The sequence below is a fragment of the Photorhabdus bodei genome (assembly GCF_003287735.1).
Classification (GTDB): Bacteria; Pseudomonadota; Gammaproteobacteria; order Enterobacterales; family Enterobacteriaceae; genus Photorhabdus; species Photorhabdus kayaii.
The window spans coordinates 112,096-128,849 of sequence record NZ_NSCM01000007.1 but is presented as its reverse complement, the minus strand read 5'-3'; the positions used below and the strand labels follow the sequence as shown (position 1 = coordinate 128,849).

Annotated in this window: 17 protein-coding genes, 2 pseudogenes and 1 other annotated feature; of the genes and pseudogenes, 5 read left to right on the top strand and 14 right to left on the bottom strand. The window is 41.4% G+C overall.

All coding sequences use genetic code 11. From position 1 onward, the window contains the following. Positions 1-238: 238 nt before the first annotated feature. Complete coding sequence (locus CKY02_RS07690; protein ID WP_112894833.1) at positions 239-730, bottom strand: YbaK/prolyl-tRNA synthetase associated domain-containing protein; 492 nt, start codon at positions 728-730, stop codon at positions 239-241. Between the two features lie 420 nt (positions 731-1,150). On the opposite strand from CKY02_RS07690, the gene yiaY reads away from it, so the two are divergent. Next, positions 1,151-2,302, top strand: coding sequence for an L-threonine dehydrogenase (yiaY, locus tag CKY02_RS07685; protein WP_112894832.1), 1,152 nt, complete (start codon positions 1,151-1,153; stop codon positions 2,300-2,302). A 284-nt stretch (positions 2,303-2,586) separates the two neighbouring features. Beyond that, positions 2,587-2,769 carry a hypothetical protein gene (locus CKY02_RS23685; protein WP_146747408.1) on the top strand — a complete coding sequence of 61 codons (183 nt, stop codon included), beginning with the start codon at positions 2,587-2,589 and terminating at the stop codon, positions 2,767-2,769. Here CKY02_RS23685 and hisIE read toward each other — a convergent pair whose 3' ends face one another. The 9 genes and pseudogenes from hisIE to hisL all read right to left on the bottom strand — a co-directional run bounded on the left by hisIE (position 2,770) and on the right by hisL (position 10,044). Further along, positions 2,770-3,375, bottom strand: a complete 606-nt coding sequence (gene hisIE, locus CKY02_RS07680) for a bifunctional phosphoribosyl-AMP cyclohydrolase/phosphoribosyl-ATP diphosphatase HisIE (protein ID WP_112894831.1) — start codon at positions 3,373-3,375, stop codon at positions 2,770-2,772. Continuing rightward, positions 3,369-4,145, bottom strand: a complete 777-nt coding sequence (hisF, locus tag CKY02_RS07675) for an imidazole glycerol phosphate synthase subunit HisF (protein WP_112894830.1) — start codon at positions 4,143-4,145, stop codon at positions 3,369-3,371. Before hisF ends, hisIE begins: the two co-directional genes overlap by 7 nt. Then, on the bottom strand, positions 4,127-4,864 hold the full coding sequence (hisA, locus tag CKY02_RS07670; protein WP_112894829.1) for a 1-(5-phosphoribosyl)-5-[(5-phosphoribosylamino)methylideneamino]imidazole-4-carboxamide isomerase: 738 nt from the start codon (positions 4,862-4,864) through the stop codon (positions 4,127-4,129). Before hisA ends, hisF begins: the two co-directional genes overlap by 19 nt. Before the next feature lie 5 nt (positions 4,865-4,869). Next, complete coding sequence (gene hisH, locus CKY02_RS07665; RefSeq protein WP_112894828.1) at positions 4,870-5,475, bottom strand: imidazole glycerol phosphate synthase subunit HisH; 606 nt, start codon at positions 5,473-5,475, stop codon at positions 4,870-4,872. Then, a complete protein-coding gene (hisB, locus tag CKY02_RS07660) occupies positions 5,475-6,542 on the bottom strand; it encodes a bifunctional histidinol-phosphatase/imidazoleglycerol-phosphate dehydratase HisB (protein WP_112894827.1) in 1,068 nt (355 codons plus the stop codon). Before hisB ends, hisH begins: the two co-directional genes overlap by 1 nt. After that, positions 6,542-7,645 (bottom strand): histidinol-phosphate transaminase, encoded by a 1,104-nt coding sequence (hisC, locus tag CKY02_RS07655; RefSeq protein WP_167405281.1) that lies wholly within the window; start codon positions 7,643-7,645, stop codon positions 6,542-6,544. The genes hisB and hisC overlap by 1 nt, the downstream gene beginning before the upstream one ends. Continuing rightward, a pseudogene (gene hisD, locus CKY02_RS07650) lies at positions 7,646-8,965 on the bottom strand (histidinol dehydrogenase); the annotation flags it as partial. A gap of 6 nt (positions 8,966-8,971) precedes the next feature. Further along, positions 8,972-9,871 (bottom strand): ATP phosphoribosyltransferase, encoded by a 900-nt coding sequence (gene hisG / locus CKY02_RS07645; RefSeq protein WP_112894826.1) that lies wholly within the window; start codon positions 9,869-9,871, stop codon positions 8,972-8,974. A 26-nt stretch (positions 9,872-9,897) separates the two neighbouring features. Continuing rightward, positions 9,898-10,021: a sequence feature (His leader region), on the bottom strand. Continuing rightward, positions 9,997-10,044, bottom strand: coding sequence for a his operon leader peptide (hisL, locus tag CKY02_RS26675; RefSeq protein ID WP_109791964.1), 48 nt, complete (start codon positions 10,042-10,044; stop codon positions 9,997-9,999). (Overlaps the previous feature by 25 nt.) Before the next feature lie 278 nt (positions 10,045-10,322). On the opposite strand from hisL, the gene CKY02_RS07635 reads away from it, so the two are divergent. After that, entirely contained in the window at positions 10,323-11,150 is an 828-nt protein-coding gene (locus tag CKY02_RS07635) for an SDR family oxidoreductase (RefSeq protein ID WP_112894825.1), read from the top strand. A gap of 6 nt (positions 11,151-11,156) precedes the next feature. Here CKY02_RS07635 and CKY02_RS07630 read toward each other — a convergent pair whose 3' ends face one another. Continuing rightward, a complete protein-coding gene (locus tag CKY02_RS07630) occupies positions 11,157-11,777 on the bottom strand; it encodes a glutathione S-transferase family protein (protein ID WP_112894824.1) in 621 nt (206 codons plus the stop codon). A 301-nt stretch (positions 11,778-12,078) separates the two neighbouring features. On the opposite strand from CKY02_RS07630, the gene CKY02_RS07625 reads away from it, so the two are divergent. Both CKY02_RS07625 and CKY02_RS25305 read left to right on the top strand, forming a co-directional pair. Beyond that, positions 12,079-13,284, top strand: coding sequence for a serine hydrolase (locus tag CKY02_RS07625; protein ID WP_167405277.1), 1,206 nt, complete (start codon positions 12,079-12,081; stop codon positions 13,282-13,284). 21 nt (positions 13,285-13,305) lie between these two features. Continuing rightward, the gene (locus CKY02_RS25305; protein ID WP_162120418.1) at positions 13,306-13,476 is read left to right on the top strand and encodes a hypothetical protein; all 171 of its coding nucleotides are present in this window, start codon (positions 13,306-13,308) and stop codon (positions 13,474-13,476) included. 171 nt (positions 13,477-13,647) lie between these two features. Here the strand turns inward: CKY02_RS25305 and CKY02_RS23675 are convergent. The 3 genes and pseudogenes from CKY02_RS23675 to CKY02_RS07610 all read right to left on the bottom strand — a co-directional run. Next, a pseudogene (locus CKY02_RS23675) lies at positions 13,648-13,908 on the bottom strand (helix-turn-helix domain-containing protein); the annotation flags it as partial. An 822-nt stretch (positions 13,909-14,730) separates the two neighbouring features. After that, positions 14,731-15,069: a hypothetical protein gene (locus tag CKY02_RS07615; protein WP_112879000.1), complete on the bottom strand. Its 339-nt coding sequence runs from the start codon at positions 15,067-15,069 to the stop codon at positions 14,731-14,733. Positions 15,070-16,091: 1,022 nt separating this feature from the next. After that, positions 16,092-16,406, bottom strand: a complete 315-nt coding sequence (locus CKY02_RS07610) for a Cro/Cl family transcriptional regulator (protein ID WP_112894822.1) — start codon at positions 16,404-16,406, stop codon at positions 16,092-16,094. Between the last annotated feature and the right edge of the window lie 348 nt (positions 16,407-16,754).

Below are 16,754 nucleotides of genomic sequence, written 5' to 3'. Positions count from 1 at the left end.
TGTAATTGATAATTTTTTGTATATGGCTCAATAGTGAATAATTAGATATTCATGGTATTTGATAATTATACCTCTTTGTTTAATGTTTATATAATGTAGCAATAATAATGACTTTATCTAATGATATAAACTTATTGGGGCGGGATAGTTACTATTTTAAATGAATATGTTTAAAATATTATCTTAAATAGCCTATTTTTATAGGCTATTTGGCAAATATCATTTTTCGCGATGGTATTTATTCTACCCGACGAAAACTCACCAATTCAGGTTGTGCAATTCGATGGTAATCTTGGGTGTTAAGAATCACTGAGCGTTCAAGGCTACCGGCATTAAAAGCCAGTTCATCAAAACGTTCAAATAATAAAGGGTCTGCAACCAGTTTCAGATCTGGATGAAAACTAAAAGGTGGAATAGCACCAAATACACATTGAGTCAGTTCAAAAACTTCTTTAGGACTTGCCAGTGAGGCGCGGTTGCCACCGATCTGTTTTGCCAGTGAAGAGAGGTCTGCTTGTTGATCCGCAGGCAGTACAGCGAGTACATATTGGCGGAATCCTTCCCCTTTAACATGGCAAACTAATCCTTTTGCCCCTTGTCCAAGTTGTGTACCACGGATTTTTGCAACTTCTTCAGAATGTCCGGCGGTTGAATGTTCCATCACCCGATAGCTGGCATGATGATTATCCAGTAATGTGGTCAGGCGGTTAAATATTTCGTTAGAGGACAAAATAAACTCCTAAGTAATAACTTTGTGAATTGATATATTAATCTTCTCGATTATTGTATTTATTATATTGCCAATGGCATATATTACCAAGAGGGAAAATTATCGAATATCTATTTTAATAAACATTATCTAACTCTACCGAGATATATACCCTATGGATTTCAAGATGCATCGCGGCGGCAAGGGAGCGAATCCCCGGGAGCATAGATAACTATGTGACCGGGGTGAGTGAGTGCAGCCAACAAAGAGGCAACTTGAAAGATGACGGGTATATTTATATTTTTTGAATTGTGTGGTTTAAATAGAGCTATTATTTATGTTTGTCGTAATATAATGATTTTTAGTTCCATTAGGTGATTTTTCAAATTTTACTTTTTATATATTTTCATTCTAGAACTATTTTAATATAAGGAATTATCAATGATAACTACAACTTTTTTTATGACATCGGTAAATATGTTTGGTGCCGGTTGTTTGGTTGAAGCGGTAAATGCAATGAAAGGTGATGGTTACAAGCGAGCATTGATTGTGACGGATCATGTTTTAAATGAAATTGGAATAGTGGCAAAAGTTCAATCTTTATTATCTGATGTTGATATTGAGAGTACGGTCTATGATGGTACCAATCCGAATCCGACGACAGTTAACGTTGAGGAAGGTTTGGATATTCTGCGTCAGCATAATAGCGATTGCGTTATTTCTTTAGGGGGTGGTTCGCCACATGATTGTGCAAAAGCGATTGTGTTGGTCGCTGCTAATGGAGGAGATATTCGGGATTATGTAGGTATTGGTCGTTCATCTAAACCGCATTTGCCATTAATCTCAGTTAATACTACTGCGGGTACTGCGTCAGAAATGTCACGTTTCTGTGTCATTACCGATACTGAGAGCCATATTAAAATGGCCATTGCTGATAAGAAAATAACACCTGTTTTGTCTGTGAACGATCCAGAATTGATGGTGGGCATGCCGAAAGGGTTAACCGCCGCAACTGGAATGGATGCAATGACTCATGCGGTTGAAGCTTATGTTTCTGTCGCGGCTAACCCAATAACGGATGCTTGTGCACTGAAAGCAATCTCGATGATTAGTCACTCTTTACGCCAGGCAGTCGCAGATGGGAATAATATAGAAGCACGTGAAAACATGGCCTATGCACAATTCTTGGCGGGGATGGCGTTTAATAGTGCATTACTGGGATATGTTCACGCCATGTCTCACCAATTGGGTGGTACTTATGATTTACCACACGGTGTATGTAATGCGGTTTTATTACCACACGTTCAAGAGTTCAACGCTAAAGCAGTTTCGGGTCGTTTGAAAGATATTGCCGCTGCGATGGGGGTAGATGTAAGCGCTATGAATGATCAACAAGGGGCTGCGGCATGTATTGCTGAAATTCGTAAATTGTTAAAAGATATTGGTATTCCGTCGGGTTTAGCGGAACTGAATGTCAAACTAGAAGATTTACCAGAATTAGCAACTAATGCCTTGAAAGATATATGTTGTTTGACTAATCCCACTCAAGCTACCCATGAAGAAATTGTTTCGATCTTTAAAGCTGCCATGTGATTTATAAACGTTCATTTCGTGTAGATACCTATGCCTAATTGGGCGGGGAGCCGTCACTAAAAGGCGACGTAGACGTCTACGTCGCCTGATAATCGTTTTTCGTGTGACTGGCTTTTGCCTTTTCATCTACCGGAAAAGGGCCGTAGATCGCGGTTACAGAGGGAAGCGATATGTACATTACCCTATGGATTTCAAGATGCATCGCGGCGGCAAGGGAGCGAATCCCCGGGAGCATAGATAACTATGTGACCGGGGTGAGTGAGTGAAGCCAACAAAGAGGCAACTTGAAAGATAACGGGTATATTACCCTATGGATTTCAAGATGCATCGCGACGGCAAGGGAGCGAATCCCCGGGAGCATAGCAAACTATGTGACCGGGGTGAGTGAGTGCGGCCAACAAAGAGGCAACTTGAAAGATAACGGGTATAGAATTGTATGTATCCGCTGTACCTATTTCCTTGGGTAATTATCTTTCTTTTAATCGACGAATGACGGAACTCAGATCCAGCTCTTGATCCTGTAGTAAAACCATCAGGTGATACATCAGGTCTGCTGCTTCATTTGTTAGCTCTTCTCTATTATTAACTGTCGCGGCTAAAGCAGTTTCTACCCCTTCTTCACCCACTTTCTGAGCGATTCGTTTAGTACCGCTGGCATATAATTTTGCGGTGTATGAGTGGTCAGGGTCGGCCGTTTTGCGACTTGTCAGCAATTTTTCAAGCTGATAGAGAAATCCCCATTCAGTTTGTGCCGGAGCAAAGCAACTGTATGTACCAAAGTGGCAGGTAGGGCCGATTGGGTCTGCGAGTGCCAACAGGGTATCATTGTCACAATCAGGATAGATATTGACCAAATTAAGAAAATGGCCGGAGCTTTCACCTTTGGTCCACAGACGTTGTTTACTGCGGGAAAAAAAAGTGATTTTGCCTGAACTGATAGTAATATTCAGTGCTTCTTTATTCATGTAGCCCATCATGAGGACATCGCCGGATATAGCATGTTGCACAATAACCGGCATCATATAAGCGACTTTTTCCCAATCCAGTTTTTCGATTTGTTGTGCGGTTAGCAAGTTCTTATCTCCACGCCTTGTTGTGAAAGGTACTGTTTTAATTCACCGATATTAATAATGTGTTTATGGAATACAGATGCAGCGAGTGCACCATCGACATTTGCCTGTTTAAAGGCATCAAGAAAGTGTTCTGGTGCACCTGCACCGCCAGAGGCAATGAGAGGAACTTGACAAACGTCACGCACCTGTTTTAGTTGAGTCAGATCGTAGCCATTGCGGACACCATCCTGATTCATCATATTGAGTACGATTTCACCTGCACCACGTCGTTGCGCTTCTTTTACCCAATTGAGGGTTTGCCATTGAGTGGCCTTTGTGCGTTTTTCGTCACCGGTAAACTGATACACCTGATAGCGACCAGTACTTTCATCAAACCAGGTGTCAATCCCTACAACAATGCATTGAACACCATAACGATTGGCCAAACGAGTAATTAAGGTTGGATCGGCCAACGCAGGAGAGTTGATAGAGATTTTATCTGCCCCAAATGAGAGGATTTGCCCTGCATCCTCGACGGTTTTAATGCCACCGGCAACGCAAAAAGGAATATCGATCACTTCCGCAACTTTGGCGACCCAACTTTTATCGACGACTCGTCCATCAGATGAGGCGGTGATGTCGTAGAAAACCAGTTCATCTGCACCTTCTTTCGCATAACGTTGGGCGAGTGGCACGATATCGCCGATAATTTCGTGATGACGAAATTGAATGCCTTTAACCACTTGTCCGTCACGAACATCAAGGCAAGGAATTATGCGTTTTGCCAGCATTGAATCGCCTCAGTTAGGGTAAATTTCTCATCAAGTAATGCACGACCAATAATAACCCCGGCTACACCACTGGTAGGCAGAGAGGCGATATCATTTAACGTGCCGATGCCACCCGAAGCCTGAAACGCGATTTGTGGATAGCATTGGCAAATTGCCCGATATAATTCGATATTTGAGCCAATTAGAGTGCCATCGCGGGAGATATCTGTACACAGGACATATTTCAATCCGCAAGGCAGATATTGCTCAATAACCTGTTCCAGAGTGACAGTGGAATTTTCGCGCCAGCCATTAATGGCAATCTGTTTCATGCCTGCATCATTGATACGGACATCCAGCGCCAGCACAATATTTTCCGCACCATAACGTTTAAACCATTGGGTAACTAGTACTGGTTGTTTTATGGCGATAGAGCCAATCACGATCCGGTTGGCACCCGCGTCAAGCAATGTTTTCACATCTTCTTCCGTACGGATGCCGCCGCCAACCTGAACAGGTATAGAAACTGCTGCAAGTAATTTGCGCAGTAAAGGGATCTGGCGGGCGGATGGATTTTTAGCGCCGGTCAAATCGACCAGATGGAGCAATTTTGCTCCCTGTTGTTCATATTGTTGAAAGAGGGACAAAGGATCGTGTTGATAATTCCGTTGTTGGGCATAATCCCCTTGATGTAACCGTACTACTTTGCCATCTATCAAATCTAATGCGGGTATAATCATTGTGCCTACATCTCCAGAAAATTCTTTAATAGTCTGGCTCCGGCAGCACCGGAACGTTCAGGGTGAAACTGCACGCCAAAGAAGTTATCTTTGGCGATTGCGCTGCTGAAAATATTGCCATATTCAGTTTGCGCAATGGTGTAGGTATTCAGCGGGATCGCGTAGCTATGGACAAAATAAAAATAGGCATGGTCTTCAATACCACGGAATAGCGGGTGCCCGGCTTTTGGCAGAACTTGGTTCCAGCCCATGTGTGGTAATGGAAGCCCATGAGTAGCCATTTTTTGGACGGGGGAAGCAATAACTTCGAGTAGGGTGACATTATCACCTGCAACAATATCGCTTTCTTCGCTGGTGGTAGCGAATAGCTGCATGCCAAGGCAAATGCCTAATATAGGTTGGCTGAGTACTTTAATTAACGGTATAAGTTCCCGTTGTTTCAATTGATCCATTGCGGCACTGGCAGTGCCGACGCCAGGCAAAAGTAATTTATTTGCTGCCAGGATCGTTGCTGTTTCCTGACTGATTTCAGGTTGATAGCCTAATTTTCGGATGGCATAAGCTACCGATGACAAGTTGGCGCAGCCAGTATCAAGAATGACGACTTTCATCACAGAACCCCTTTGGAACTTGGCAATGTATCGCCTTCTACCCGAATTGCCTGACGTAGTGTTCGGCCAAAGGCTTTAAACAGGCTTTCTGCTCTGTGATGATCGTTGCTGCTTTTCGTTTTCAGATGCAGTGTACAGGCCATTGCATAAGAGAGTGAACGAAAGAAGTGCTCAATCATTTCAGTACTCAGATCACCCACCCGCTGGTGTTTGAATTCAGCTTTATATTCCAGATGAGGGCGACCGGAAATATCGAGAGCACAGCGGGCAAGGCATTCATCCATTGGCAACACAAAACCAAAGCGACAGATGCCCCGTTTATCTCCTAAAGCCAGTTTCAATGCTTCCCCTAATGCCAGACCGGTATCCTCAACGGTGTGGTGATCATCAATACAGAGATCGCCTTTAACCTGAACATGCATGCGGAAACCACCGTGGGTAGCAATCTGATCCAACATATGGTCAAAAAAACCGACACCGGTATTGATATCGCTGCCACCTTCATGATCAAGCCAAACGTCAATGTTGATGGATGTCTCTTTAGTGACACGTTGAACATGAGCGTGACGGTCTTGACGGGTTAGTCGTTCACTGATGGCGGACCAGCCAAGGTTTTTCGGATGGTAACGTAACCCCTGAATGCCCATATTTTTTGCCAGTTGCAGATCGGTTTCCCGGTCACCAATCACATAGCTGTTAGCGGTATCCATCATGCTTTCTGCCAGATATTTTTCCACTAGTTTTATTTTTGGCTTACGGCAATGACAGTTCTCTTCTGGTTTGTGAGGGCAGATTAAAACTTCATCAAAATGGATACCTTGAGAATTGAAAATCTGCATCATCAGGTTATGTGGTGGTTCAAATTGTTCTAATGGAAAACTATCTGTGCCAAGACCATCCTGATTAGTGATCATAATCAGTTTGAACCCCGATTTTTGCAGGGCAAGCAGAGCAGGAATAACCTCGGTTTCCAGTACCAGTTTATCCAGACGATCAACTTGAAAATCTGTTGGCGGTTCAGTGATCAGCGTACCATCCCGATCAATAAAAAGGAGTTTCTGGTTCATCAGTTTGCTGTCTCCTTTGGTTGTTCATTTACAGTGGAAAGGGCGCTGATGGCTTCAACCACTCGCTCACACTCTTTACGGCTGCCGATGGTGATCCGCAGGCAACCCTCTAAACCGGGCTGTTTGCGCTGGTCGCGTAGGATGATGCCCTGATGCCATAATGTTCTGAAAACAGTTTCTGCGTCATAGAATTTCACCAATATATAGTTGGTTTCACTGGGGAATACTTTTTCAACGATGGCTAATTTATTCAGCGCCTGTTGTAAGTCATTGCGGTTTTCCCTGATCTCAACGACACGTTTTTGCATAATTGCGATACCTTCTGCTGTCAGTGCCTGTGCTGCAATATCCGCGACAGGAGTGGAAAGCGGATAAGGTGCAATCACTTTTAACAACAGAGTGATGATATCCACAGATGCGAGAGTAAATCCACAGCGCAGACCGGCTAAAGCAAAAGCTTTCGAGAGGGTTCGCAAAATGACTAAATTTGGATAGTTTTTTAGCCAGCTTGCGGTACTATTTTCTGGGCAAAATTCAATATAGGCTTCATCGATAGTGACAATTGCACGGTTGGCGGTTAGTTCCAGAATTTTACGCAATGAATCAGGATTAATTGAGTTTCCTGTTGGGTTATTAGGGCTACAGATATAGATTAATTTTACCCGGTCGAGGTTATTTTCGATCGCTTCGATATCCAGTTGCCAATTTTCCAGTGCGGCAATTTTCTTTTGTTCGACACCAAAAGTTTCAGCGCTGACACTGTACATACCATAAGTCGGAGGGCAAAACAGCACCATATCTTGTCCGGGTTCACAAAATACGCGGATTAAAAGTTCAATGGATTCATCAGCACCACGACAGGCTAGTACTTGCTCAGGTTGTAAGCCGGCATAGGCGGCATAACGGCGGATAACCGAGGCTGGTTGGCAATCAGGATAACGGTTTAATGTTTGTTCAGTGCATTGGAAATCAGGGGCTAGTGGGTATTCATTGGCATTCAACCAAACATCACCTTTGCCGCCAAGGCGACGAGCAGACATATAAGGTGTTAATTTGCGGATATTTTCTCGTGCCAACAGATTGGCATCAAAAATGTTATTCATATTCACTCCTTGACCGGCAATATTCAGCGCCGCCACACGTAAAGTGACAGCGTTTTTATGAGCGGTCAGTTGTTCTGCTTGCGCTAGTGTTTCAATGGTCTGAGATAGGTTCAGCAGCCCTTGCGGCGTCAGTTGTTGAATTGTCATACGCTTTAGGAAATCCGCCAGACCAAGGCTGGAATAGGTTGAGGTGTAGCCATAAGTTGGTAATACGTGATTGGTTCCTGATGCGTAATCTCCCGCAGATTCCGGCGACCAGTCACCGAGGAAAATGGAACCGGCGCTAGTGATTTTTTCAACCAGTTGTTCTGGTTGACGAGTTTGAATAATCAGGTGCTCTGGGCCATAGCGGTTGCTGATTTCCACACACTGTCGCAGGCTTGTTGTCACAATAATTCGGCTGTGCGCTAATGCCTTGGTGGCAATTTGATTGCGGGAAAGCAGGGTAAGCTGTTTTTCGATTTCCGCTATCACTTTTCTGGCTAACGCTTCATCAGGTGTAACCAATATCACTTGTGAGTCAGGACCATGTTCTGCTTGTGAGAGTAAATCGGCAGCGACAAAGATGGGGTTTGCTCCCGCATCGGCGATAATAAGCAGTTCCGATGGGCCGGCAGGCATATCGATGGCGGTACCATCTACGCGCTGACTAACTTGCCTTTTGGCTTCGGTAACATAAGCGTTACCTGGACCAAAGATTTTATCTACTTTGGGTACGGATTCTGTTCCAAATGCCATAGCGGCAATGGCTTGAGCACCACCAATCTGGAATATTTCCGTAATTCCACACAGTGTGGCTGCATAGAGAATTTCATTGGCAATCGGTGGCGGGGAACAAAGTACAACTTTATGGCAACCCGCTATTTGAGCAGGTATTCCGAGCATCAAAACGGTAGAAAGTAATGGTGCGGAACCTCCGGGGATATAGAGCCCGACGGAATCAATAGGCCGGGTTACTTGTTGACAATAGACCCCAGGTTGGGTTTCTACTTCGATCTTTATAGGCTTCTGCGCTTCGTGGAAAACGCGAATATTATTCATTGCCTGTTTCATTGCCTGTTTAATGTCGTCATTCAGGCTGTTTTCCGCGGCGGCTACCTCTTCCGGCGAAATACGGATATTTTTAATAACCGTTTTGTCGAAACGGCGGCTGAATTCACGCAGAGTGTGATCGCCATGCTCTTTTACCGCATGCAGAATGTGTTCCACTGTATGGGAGATTTCTACGGAAGCTGAAATTGCAGGGCGTGTCAGTAAAGCGTTTTGCTGTTCATCATGGCATTCCTGCCAATGGATCAGGGTATCGAAACGGTCAGTCATTTTCGTTTACTCCATCATCTTTTCAATCGGCAAGACTAAAATGGAGCTGGCGCCAAGGGATTTAAGCTTCTCCATCGTTTCCCAAAACAGTGTTTCACTGCTTACCATATGCATGGCAACGCGGTTCTGATCCCCCGCCAGCGGTAAAATCGTTGGACGTTCCGCCCCTGGTAGCAGAGCAATCACTTCTTCAAGTTTTGCACTTGGTGCGTGCAACATGATGTATTTGGATTCACGGGCCTGGATTACCCCTTGAACGCGGGTCAACAGTTTCTCAATCAATTGCTGTTTATCGGCGGGCATTTCACCATCACGTTGAATAAGACAGGCCTTGGAACGGTAGATAATTTCTACTTCCCGCAGACCATTCGCTTCCAGTGTTGCGCCAGTTGAAACCAGATCACAGATGGCATCGGCTAACCCGGCGCGGGGAGCAACTTCAACTGAGCCATTTAGCAGACAGGATTTAAAGTGGATTTTTTTCTGATCGAGATAACGTTTTAGTAGGTGAGGGTAAGAGGTTGCGATACGGGCATTTTGTAAACATTCGACGCCAGTGTAGTTGTAGTCTAGAGGCGCGGCCAGTGAAAGGCGACAAGTACCGAAATCAAGGCGGCGTAAAGTGAAATAACGAGGATCTTCTCCTTGAGCGCGACGGCTTAATAGCGCTTCTTCCAGCACATTTTCACCGATAATACCCAGATCGACAACGCCATCCATAACCAGCCCTGGAATATCGTCATCGCGTACCCGCAAGATATCAATGGGCATATTTTCTGCGAATGCAATTAGGCGCTGTTGTTGCAGATTGATTTTAATGCCACAGCGAGCCAGTAATTCTCGTGAATCTTCGCTTAATCGGCCTGATTTCTGCATTGCGATACGTAAATGTGATTTATCTAACATTTTTATCCCCACTTAAAATCGGAAACATAAAAAAACCCTCGGAAGGATCCTTCCGAGGGTTTTTATCGCATTCATGCCACCGGAAGACCCGCTAAACGTCTTCCAGCACACAATCGCCTGAAAGACTAATCAGGATGATGATGATGGTAATGGCTAAATTGAATGCGGATCATAATGGTTTCTCTTTATTTATGATTGCGGACTGTTTACTGCCGGTTACTTTTATTCACTGACCAACAGAGGTTAAATTTTTTGCTTGCTATTCAACCTATACGATTTGATGGACTAAAAGCAATCTATTTTTTTAACAGTAAATTTATATTGTAATAATGTTTTGTTTTTACTTGAAATATTGTTTTCTATGGGAGAAATACAGTATCAATAATAACAGTGGCTTAATGTTCGGATTGTTTGCATAATCAAAGTAATATCAGGCATAGAAGGAGTGGTGATGAAAAAAGTTTCCATTATCGGTCTGGGTTGGTTGGGGATGCCATTAGCCAAAGCATTGAGTCGCAGTGGTATGCAGGTTGTTGGCAGCAAAACGACGCCAGATGGTGTAGAGGCAGCACGTATGTCTGGTATCGAATGTTATTTGTTACAACTGGAACCTCAGATCAATTGCGCACTTGATGATTTAGAACAACTGATGGTAGCTGATGTGCTGATCATCACTTTACCGGCAAGCCACACCGCGGGTGGCAGTTATAACTATGTTAGGGCAGTTCAGTTAATTGTCGATACTGCTCTTTCATACTCTGTGCCAAGGATTATTTTCACCAGTTCTACTTCTGTTTATGGTTTTGTTGCTGGCAATCTCAATGAAGATGCGCCTTTTTGCCCTGAAACACTTTCCGCTCAGGCATTGGTTGAATTAGAGAATTGGTTGCATAAACTGCCAAATATTTCCGTTGATATTTTACGTTTAGCTGGTTTGGTCGGCAGTGGCCGTCATGCCGGACGTTTTCTGGCGGGAAAAAAGGAAGTTAAAGGGGGTAATCAGCCGGTCAATTTAGTTCATCAGGATGATGTTATTTCAGCTATTAATTTGTTAATTCAGAGGACTGAAGGTGGGCATATTTATAATTTATGTGCGCCTGTTCACCCAACCAAAGCTGAATTTTACCCTAAGGCCAGTAATCAGCTTGATTTAGTTCCACCTGAGTTTTCCAGAAAAGAAACTCAGGTGAGAAGCAGAATTGTTGATGGCAGCCGTATTTGTCAGGAATTAGGATTTAAGTATCAATATCCTGATCCCAGATGGATGCCAATGAGCTGATTTTTTTCAACTTAACTCAATCATGACAATTTCTTTGAACGCTGGTCTTTCTGCCATTAATTGATACCAGCGTTCAATATTTGGCAGAGAGGGGCGTTTGATTGGAATATTAAGCCAAGGATAAATCATAGGCCCTAATGCAATATCCGCCATGCCAAATTTATCGCCGGAAAGATATTTCTGTTCTGCCAGAGTATTCTCAACCATTTTCATCAGTTTCTCGATTTCAGCCAGGGTCTGTTCTATTTGCTTTTGATCCCGCTCTGCTTCAGGTGTGCGAATAAAACCTATCACGAGTTGCTTGATATGAGCAAACAGATGTGACCCAACCCAATCCATCCATTTATCTGCATTAGCTCTTTCCTGTAAATCTTGCGGATAAAGCACATCTTTACCAAATTTCGCTGCAAGATAACGAACGATTGCGTTAGATTCCCACAGGACAAAATTATCTTCTTGCAAACAGGGGATTTGCCCATTTGGATTCATTTTCAGATATTGCGGGTCATCCAGTTTGCCAAATTTACCACCAATATCTACTTGATTATACGGTACACCGAGTTCTTTCAGACACCAGAGCACTTTTTTTACATTGGAAGAGTTTTTACGGCCCCAAATGGTTAGCATGAGCTTCTCCTTGAATCGGGATGATAAGAAAATCGTCTATTTGTTACCAATAACCTCTATCAGGTTAAATGAAAACCCATGATCGGCACAATCTTTACACTGTTTATGTTGGTTTCTTGTCGTACAACATTTTATATTAATATACCCGTCATCTTTCAAGTTGCCTCTTTGTTGGCTGTACTCACCCCGGTCACATAGTTTGCTATGCTCCCGGGGATTCGCTCCCTTGCCGCCGCGATGCATCTTGAAATCCATAAGGTATAAGAATTTGACATTTTTTCTTATTAAGTAAAGAGGAACGATGATGAAGAAAAGTCTGGCGATGACGATGAAATGTGTGATTGCGGTGCTGACAGTGGCATCAATGGTAAGTGCCCGTGTTTATGCATCGGATGAACTTGTTGTTCCACCCGTGGACGCTAGAGCTTATGTGTTAATGGATTATGACAGCGGTAAAATTCTGGCTGAGGGTAATCCCGATGAGCGGCTTGATCCAGCCAGTCTGACAAAAATTATGACCAGTTATGTTGTCGGTCAGGCGATAAAAGCAGGAAAAATTACGTCGGAAGATGTCGTTACTGTGGGAAAAGATGCTTGGGCGACGGGAAATCCCATACTGAAAGGTTCTTCGCTCATGTTTCTTAAACCCGGTGACAGGGTAAAAGTGATCGATCTGAATCGTGGCGTTGTTATTCAATCTGGTAATGATGCCAGCATCGCTTTGGCTGATTATGTGGCGGGCAGTCAGGATGTATTTGTTAGTCTGATGAACAATTATGCAAAAGCGCTTGGGTTGACTAACACCCATTTTCGTACGGTTCATGGATTGGATGCTGAAGGCCAATTCAGTACTGCTCGTGATATGGCGGTATTGAGTCAGGCGATGATCCGTGATGTTCCTGATGAGTATGCCCTGCATAAAGAGAAAACATTTACCTTCAATAAAATCCAACAGCTTAACCGTAACCGATTGTTATGGAATAAAAATATGAATGTCGATGGTGTGAAAACAGGATATACCAGCGGTGCCGGTTATAATCTGGTTGCTTCAGCGACAGAGGGATCTATGCGGCTGATTTCTGTGGTGTTAGGCGCACCAAGTGATCGGGTTCGTTTTGCTGAAAGTGAAAAATTACTTGCATGGGGATTCCGTTTTTATGAAACGGTAACACCTATTAAAGTTAGCGAGCCGTTTGTTTCAGAAAAGGTTTGGTATGGCAAGCGTTCAGATGTTGCTCTCGGCGTAGAAAAAGATGCGGCGATCACTATTCCTCGTGGGCAGTTAAAAAATCTGAAAGCCAGTTACACATTAAATCAGACGCCATTAACAGCGCCTTTGACGAAAAATCAGGTTGTTGGTGTGATTAACTTCCAATTAGGGGATAAGGTCATTGAACAACGTCCTTTGGTTGTTAAAGAGGCGGTAGAGGAAGGTAACTTTTTTAGCCGTATTTGGGATTTGATTGTGATGAAAGTTAGTGGTTGGTTTAAGGTGATTTTTGGTTGATTTGACGTCAATATAAGGTTTATGTGGCAGGTTGGGTGGATTTATATTCTTTCTGATTTAGGGCGCGGCATTTTGCCGCGCACGTTTTACACTTATTTTTTTCCATCTAGAGAGCAACGTTTGCTATTTTTTATAGCAGATCCGTTATATACCCTATGGATTTCAAGATGCATCGCGACGGCAAGGGAGTGAATCCCCGGGAGCATAGATAACTATGTGACCGGGGTGAGCGAGTGCAGCCAACAAAGAGGCAACTTGAAAGATGACGGGTATATTGGCCTTTGAATAACAAGACTCCATCAGGTTTATCTTGCCAGTAAGCCCATAATTCGATCTCAGTTGTGACTGCTCCCCGCCGTAAACGTGCTTACTTTTAAATGCCGGGAAACGCGCTTTCAATTTCGGATTAAAGAAGTTATCAAACGCGGTATGCAGGTTAATCACCGCCTGCTGCAAGGCAATAGAATCATATTTTTTAAGCCAGGCATATTGACGGGATTTTTTTGCTACTGCCAGCAAAGGCTTCAGGTCTTTACGCGGGTTTAAATTTACGCCGTAACGTTTATAAGCGTGTTTTTTGATGTGCAGAGCCTTGTTGTACGCGAAACGGACCGCACCGAACTGGGTAAGGGTTTACGGCGGTTTTTGCTAACATGATGGCCGATATTTTCGTAACGAATATGCGTAGGTGATAAACCTCGATAGTTGCGGGTTGATGTTCCTTCATATCGGAGTTCATAGCTAGTAGCGAATCCTGTTAAATAGCCATTTCTGAATAGAATACAGATTAATAGTAGTAAGCGTTATTGATATTTGTCAAGAAAATGGGGTTTAATTGGGTTTTTATTATTTTATAGGTAATATTAGATAGGAAATTAATTTGTAAAAAATTAAAATATCAATGTTCAGAAATAGATTTAATACAATTGTTTTAATATGTTGTTATCGGGTGTGTTAAATATATGATTAATAAATTTATTAGAGTTAATTTTAGGTCTGTTATTGTTTTTTTTATTACTCTCGTAAGTTTTTATTTTCTATTTGAAATGGTTTTTAAATTCATTGAATATAGATTAATGACACCGAAATAGCATTATTGAAATAAGATATTATTTATTAATTATCGTGAATTTATACCTTATGGATTTCAAGATGGATCGCGGCGGCAAGGGAGCGAATCCCCGGGAGCATAGATAACTATGTGACCGGAGTGAGTGAGTGCAGCCAACAAAGAGGCAACTTGAAGGATGACAGGTATAAAGCGGTGTTGTTAGAACAGGTAGAACCTTGTGATTAAGGTTCTGCCTGGAGAAGGGAGTAACTGGTAGAAAATATTTTTAGCTTTTACTCAACATCAGCTTTGTTCTACCAGAGAAATACTACACTCAATTTCTATTGTAACAATAAGGAATTAGGTGGAGCTATTTGGCAATTTATGACTTTATATTAAGAAGCCAATAATGTTGCGTTGTAGATATAATTGTAACCACCAGGAGAAACCGCTGATGAAGAAGTTATATTTACACGTTTGTTATTACTGCAAGCGTTCAGAAGAAGATGATACAGTGCTGAACCTCTGTAGTCCTGAGCATTCCACCATAACAGATAGTTAAATTTGCCGTTAGGGAACTGCATAGTGACAGTCACTTGCAATTGGTTTTGATCAGGTGCAGCCTGAACTGAAGTTACTGTACCAACAGCGAAATAGTAATTAGGGTTTGGAGAAGTCTGTTCAGGTTTATTTTCTGTTACCGCTTCATTAGAAGAAGGATTTGTATAGTTCATCGTGTTAACCTTTTAATTTAACGTAATTGAAAAATAGAATTTTTTACTAAAATGTACGGAGCAGTCATTTGTCCGCCGAAGAAATATAAGGTAATTTGTAATTGTAATCTATATTAAAAGTTTATCTGTATTATATAATTATTGATGCTGTTAAAAAGTCGCCAATAATATATTTCCTCTAAATGGTTATAATAATCAAATGCATCACTCTAATCAAAAAATAATATTGATATTTATTTACTACCGTTGAAATGGAGAAATTACAATCTGTTCCGGTGGGCATTATTTATGCAGGATATTCTTATTAATAGAGTATGGGTATGGAAGGGGCGGCAGGAATTGAAGCGTACTGGCAGTATGTGGTGAATGATTTAAATATTAATTTTCTAGTTGATATTTAAATAAAACATTATGAAATTATTCTTATCCTATAGTATTTCGCATGGATATATATGATTGCAATCTTTGAAATTAATTTACTTAAATCTATTTTAGATTTAATAATACCTAGGTGTATAATATTTTATTAACAATTACAATGTGTAAATATTATTGATGTAATTACCTATATTGTTAAGTATTTACGGGGTGCAATAAAGAGGTGTTGTTCTACCCTGTTTTTAAAGATTGAGTGGATGGTATGTGCTATTATTAAAATAATTTCTAAAATAAATTATTTTGAGTGAAATTAAATTTTAATAATAATATGTTGATATTTTTGTGTAAAATAGATAACTAAGGTAATTAATTTTAATTTATTGAAAATTTGTTTTCTGTTATTTTTATGATTTTCTTTTTTTTATTAAATGTAACTATTGCAGGCAGAACGTTAATATTACGCTCTGCCTTAGATAGGATAGAATGTGCTGTTATAAAAATCAGCTTCATTATACCAGAGAAATGTTGTGCCAAATTCCTATCACAATAGTACTGTATTTTGCGATCAATGAGATTGCTTCAATCAAATTGAGTTTCTATTAGGAGTCTATTATTTGGCCCAAGCATTTCAACAAGCAATTATTTTACATAGAGATTTCTACGCAATTAATGTAATCGCAGCCGAGAGGACCAACTTTTCCTACGGTGCCTATTTTCACATCTTTCTTAGCGCAAAGCGCTTCCATCAGGACTTTATAAATCGCCATGCCTCTATTGTCTAGCAGATTCCATTTCAAAAGCATTTCTTCACATGTGCCATCATGCATTAATACAGTCACCATAACTTGCATAACTTTGTCTGGCATAACTTTCATTGCAATGATTTTACAGCTACGTAGCATTACGTCATCTACTATATTAGTATCTTTAATTAAAGAAGGATGCATGTCATTAATCATAATATAAACTCCAAAATATAATTTAATTAATTGATAAATAAGCCTATATTATCTCAGAATAAATAACGGAAAACCGTCCGTTTGAGAAATATAAGGTGGTTGGTACTTCTACTATAAAAGCAATCTACATAAGAAATTTTTTTTGCGCTAAAAATATAGGACAGTTAACGTATTTAATTGGCATATAACATTTTCTCTAACACATATAACTATAGGTGCCATTTATAGGTTGTCAAATAAATTTGAAAAAATAATGTAATTATCTGATATATGGAGTCATTTTATTAAAAAATAGAAAATAGATTGTTGATATGAGAAATATAAAATAACTGGAATTTTTCACATCGT

Coding starts and splice junctions, on each gene's coding strand:
- hisG (WP_112894826.1), bottom strand. CDS start 9,871: ATGTTAGATAAATCACATTTACGTATCGCAATGCAGAAATCAGGCCGA.
- hisB (WP_112894827.1), bottom strand. CDS start 6,542: ATGAACCAGAAACTCCTTTTTATTGATCGGGATGGTACGCTGATCACT.
- yiaY (WP_112894832.1), top strand. CDS start 1,151: ATGATAACTACAACTTTTTTTATGACATCGGTAAATATGTTTGGTGCC.
- hisA (WP_112894829.1), bottom strand. CDS start 4,864: ATGATTATACCCGCATTAGATTTGATAGATGGCAAAGTAGTACGGTTA.
- CKY02_RS07615 (WP_112879000.1), bottom strand. CDS start 15,069: ATGAACTATACAAATCCTTCTTCTAATGAAGCGGTAACAGAAAATAAA.
- hisH (WP_112894828.1), bottom strand. CDS start 5,475: ATGAAAGTCGTCATTCTTGATACTGGCTGCGCCAACTTGTCATCGGTA.
- hisF (WP_112894830.1), bottom strand. CDS start 4,145: ATGCTGGCAAAACGCATAATTCCTTGCCTTGATGTTCGTGACGGACAA.
- hisC (WP_167405281.1), bottom strand. CDS start 7,645: ATGAATAACATTTTTGATGCCAATCTGTTGGCACGAGAAAATATCCGC.
- CKY02_RS07630 (WP_112894824.1), bottom strand. CDS start 11,777: ATGCTAACCATTTGGGGCCGTAAAAACTCTTCCAATGTAAAAAAAGTG.
- CKY02_RS07625 (WP_167405277.1), top strand. CDS start 12,079: ATGATGAAGAAAAGTCTGGCGATGACGATGAAATGTGTGATTGCGGTG.
- CKY02_RS07610 (WP_112894822.1), bottom strand. CDS start 16,406: ATGATTAATGACATGCATCCTTCTTTAATTAAAGATACTAATATAGTA.
- CKY02_RS25305 (WP_162120418.1), top strand. CDS start 13,306: ATGTGGCAGGTTGGGTGGATTTATATTCTTTCTGATTTAGGGCGCGGC.
- CKY02_RS07635 (WP_112894825.1), top strand. CDS start 10,323: ATGAAAAAAGTTTCCATTATCGGTCTGGGTTGGTTGGGGATGCCATTA.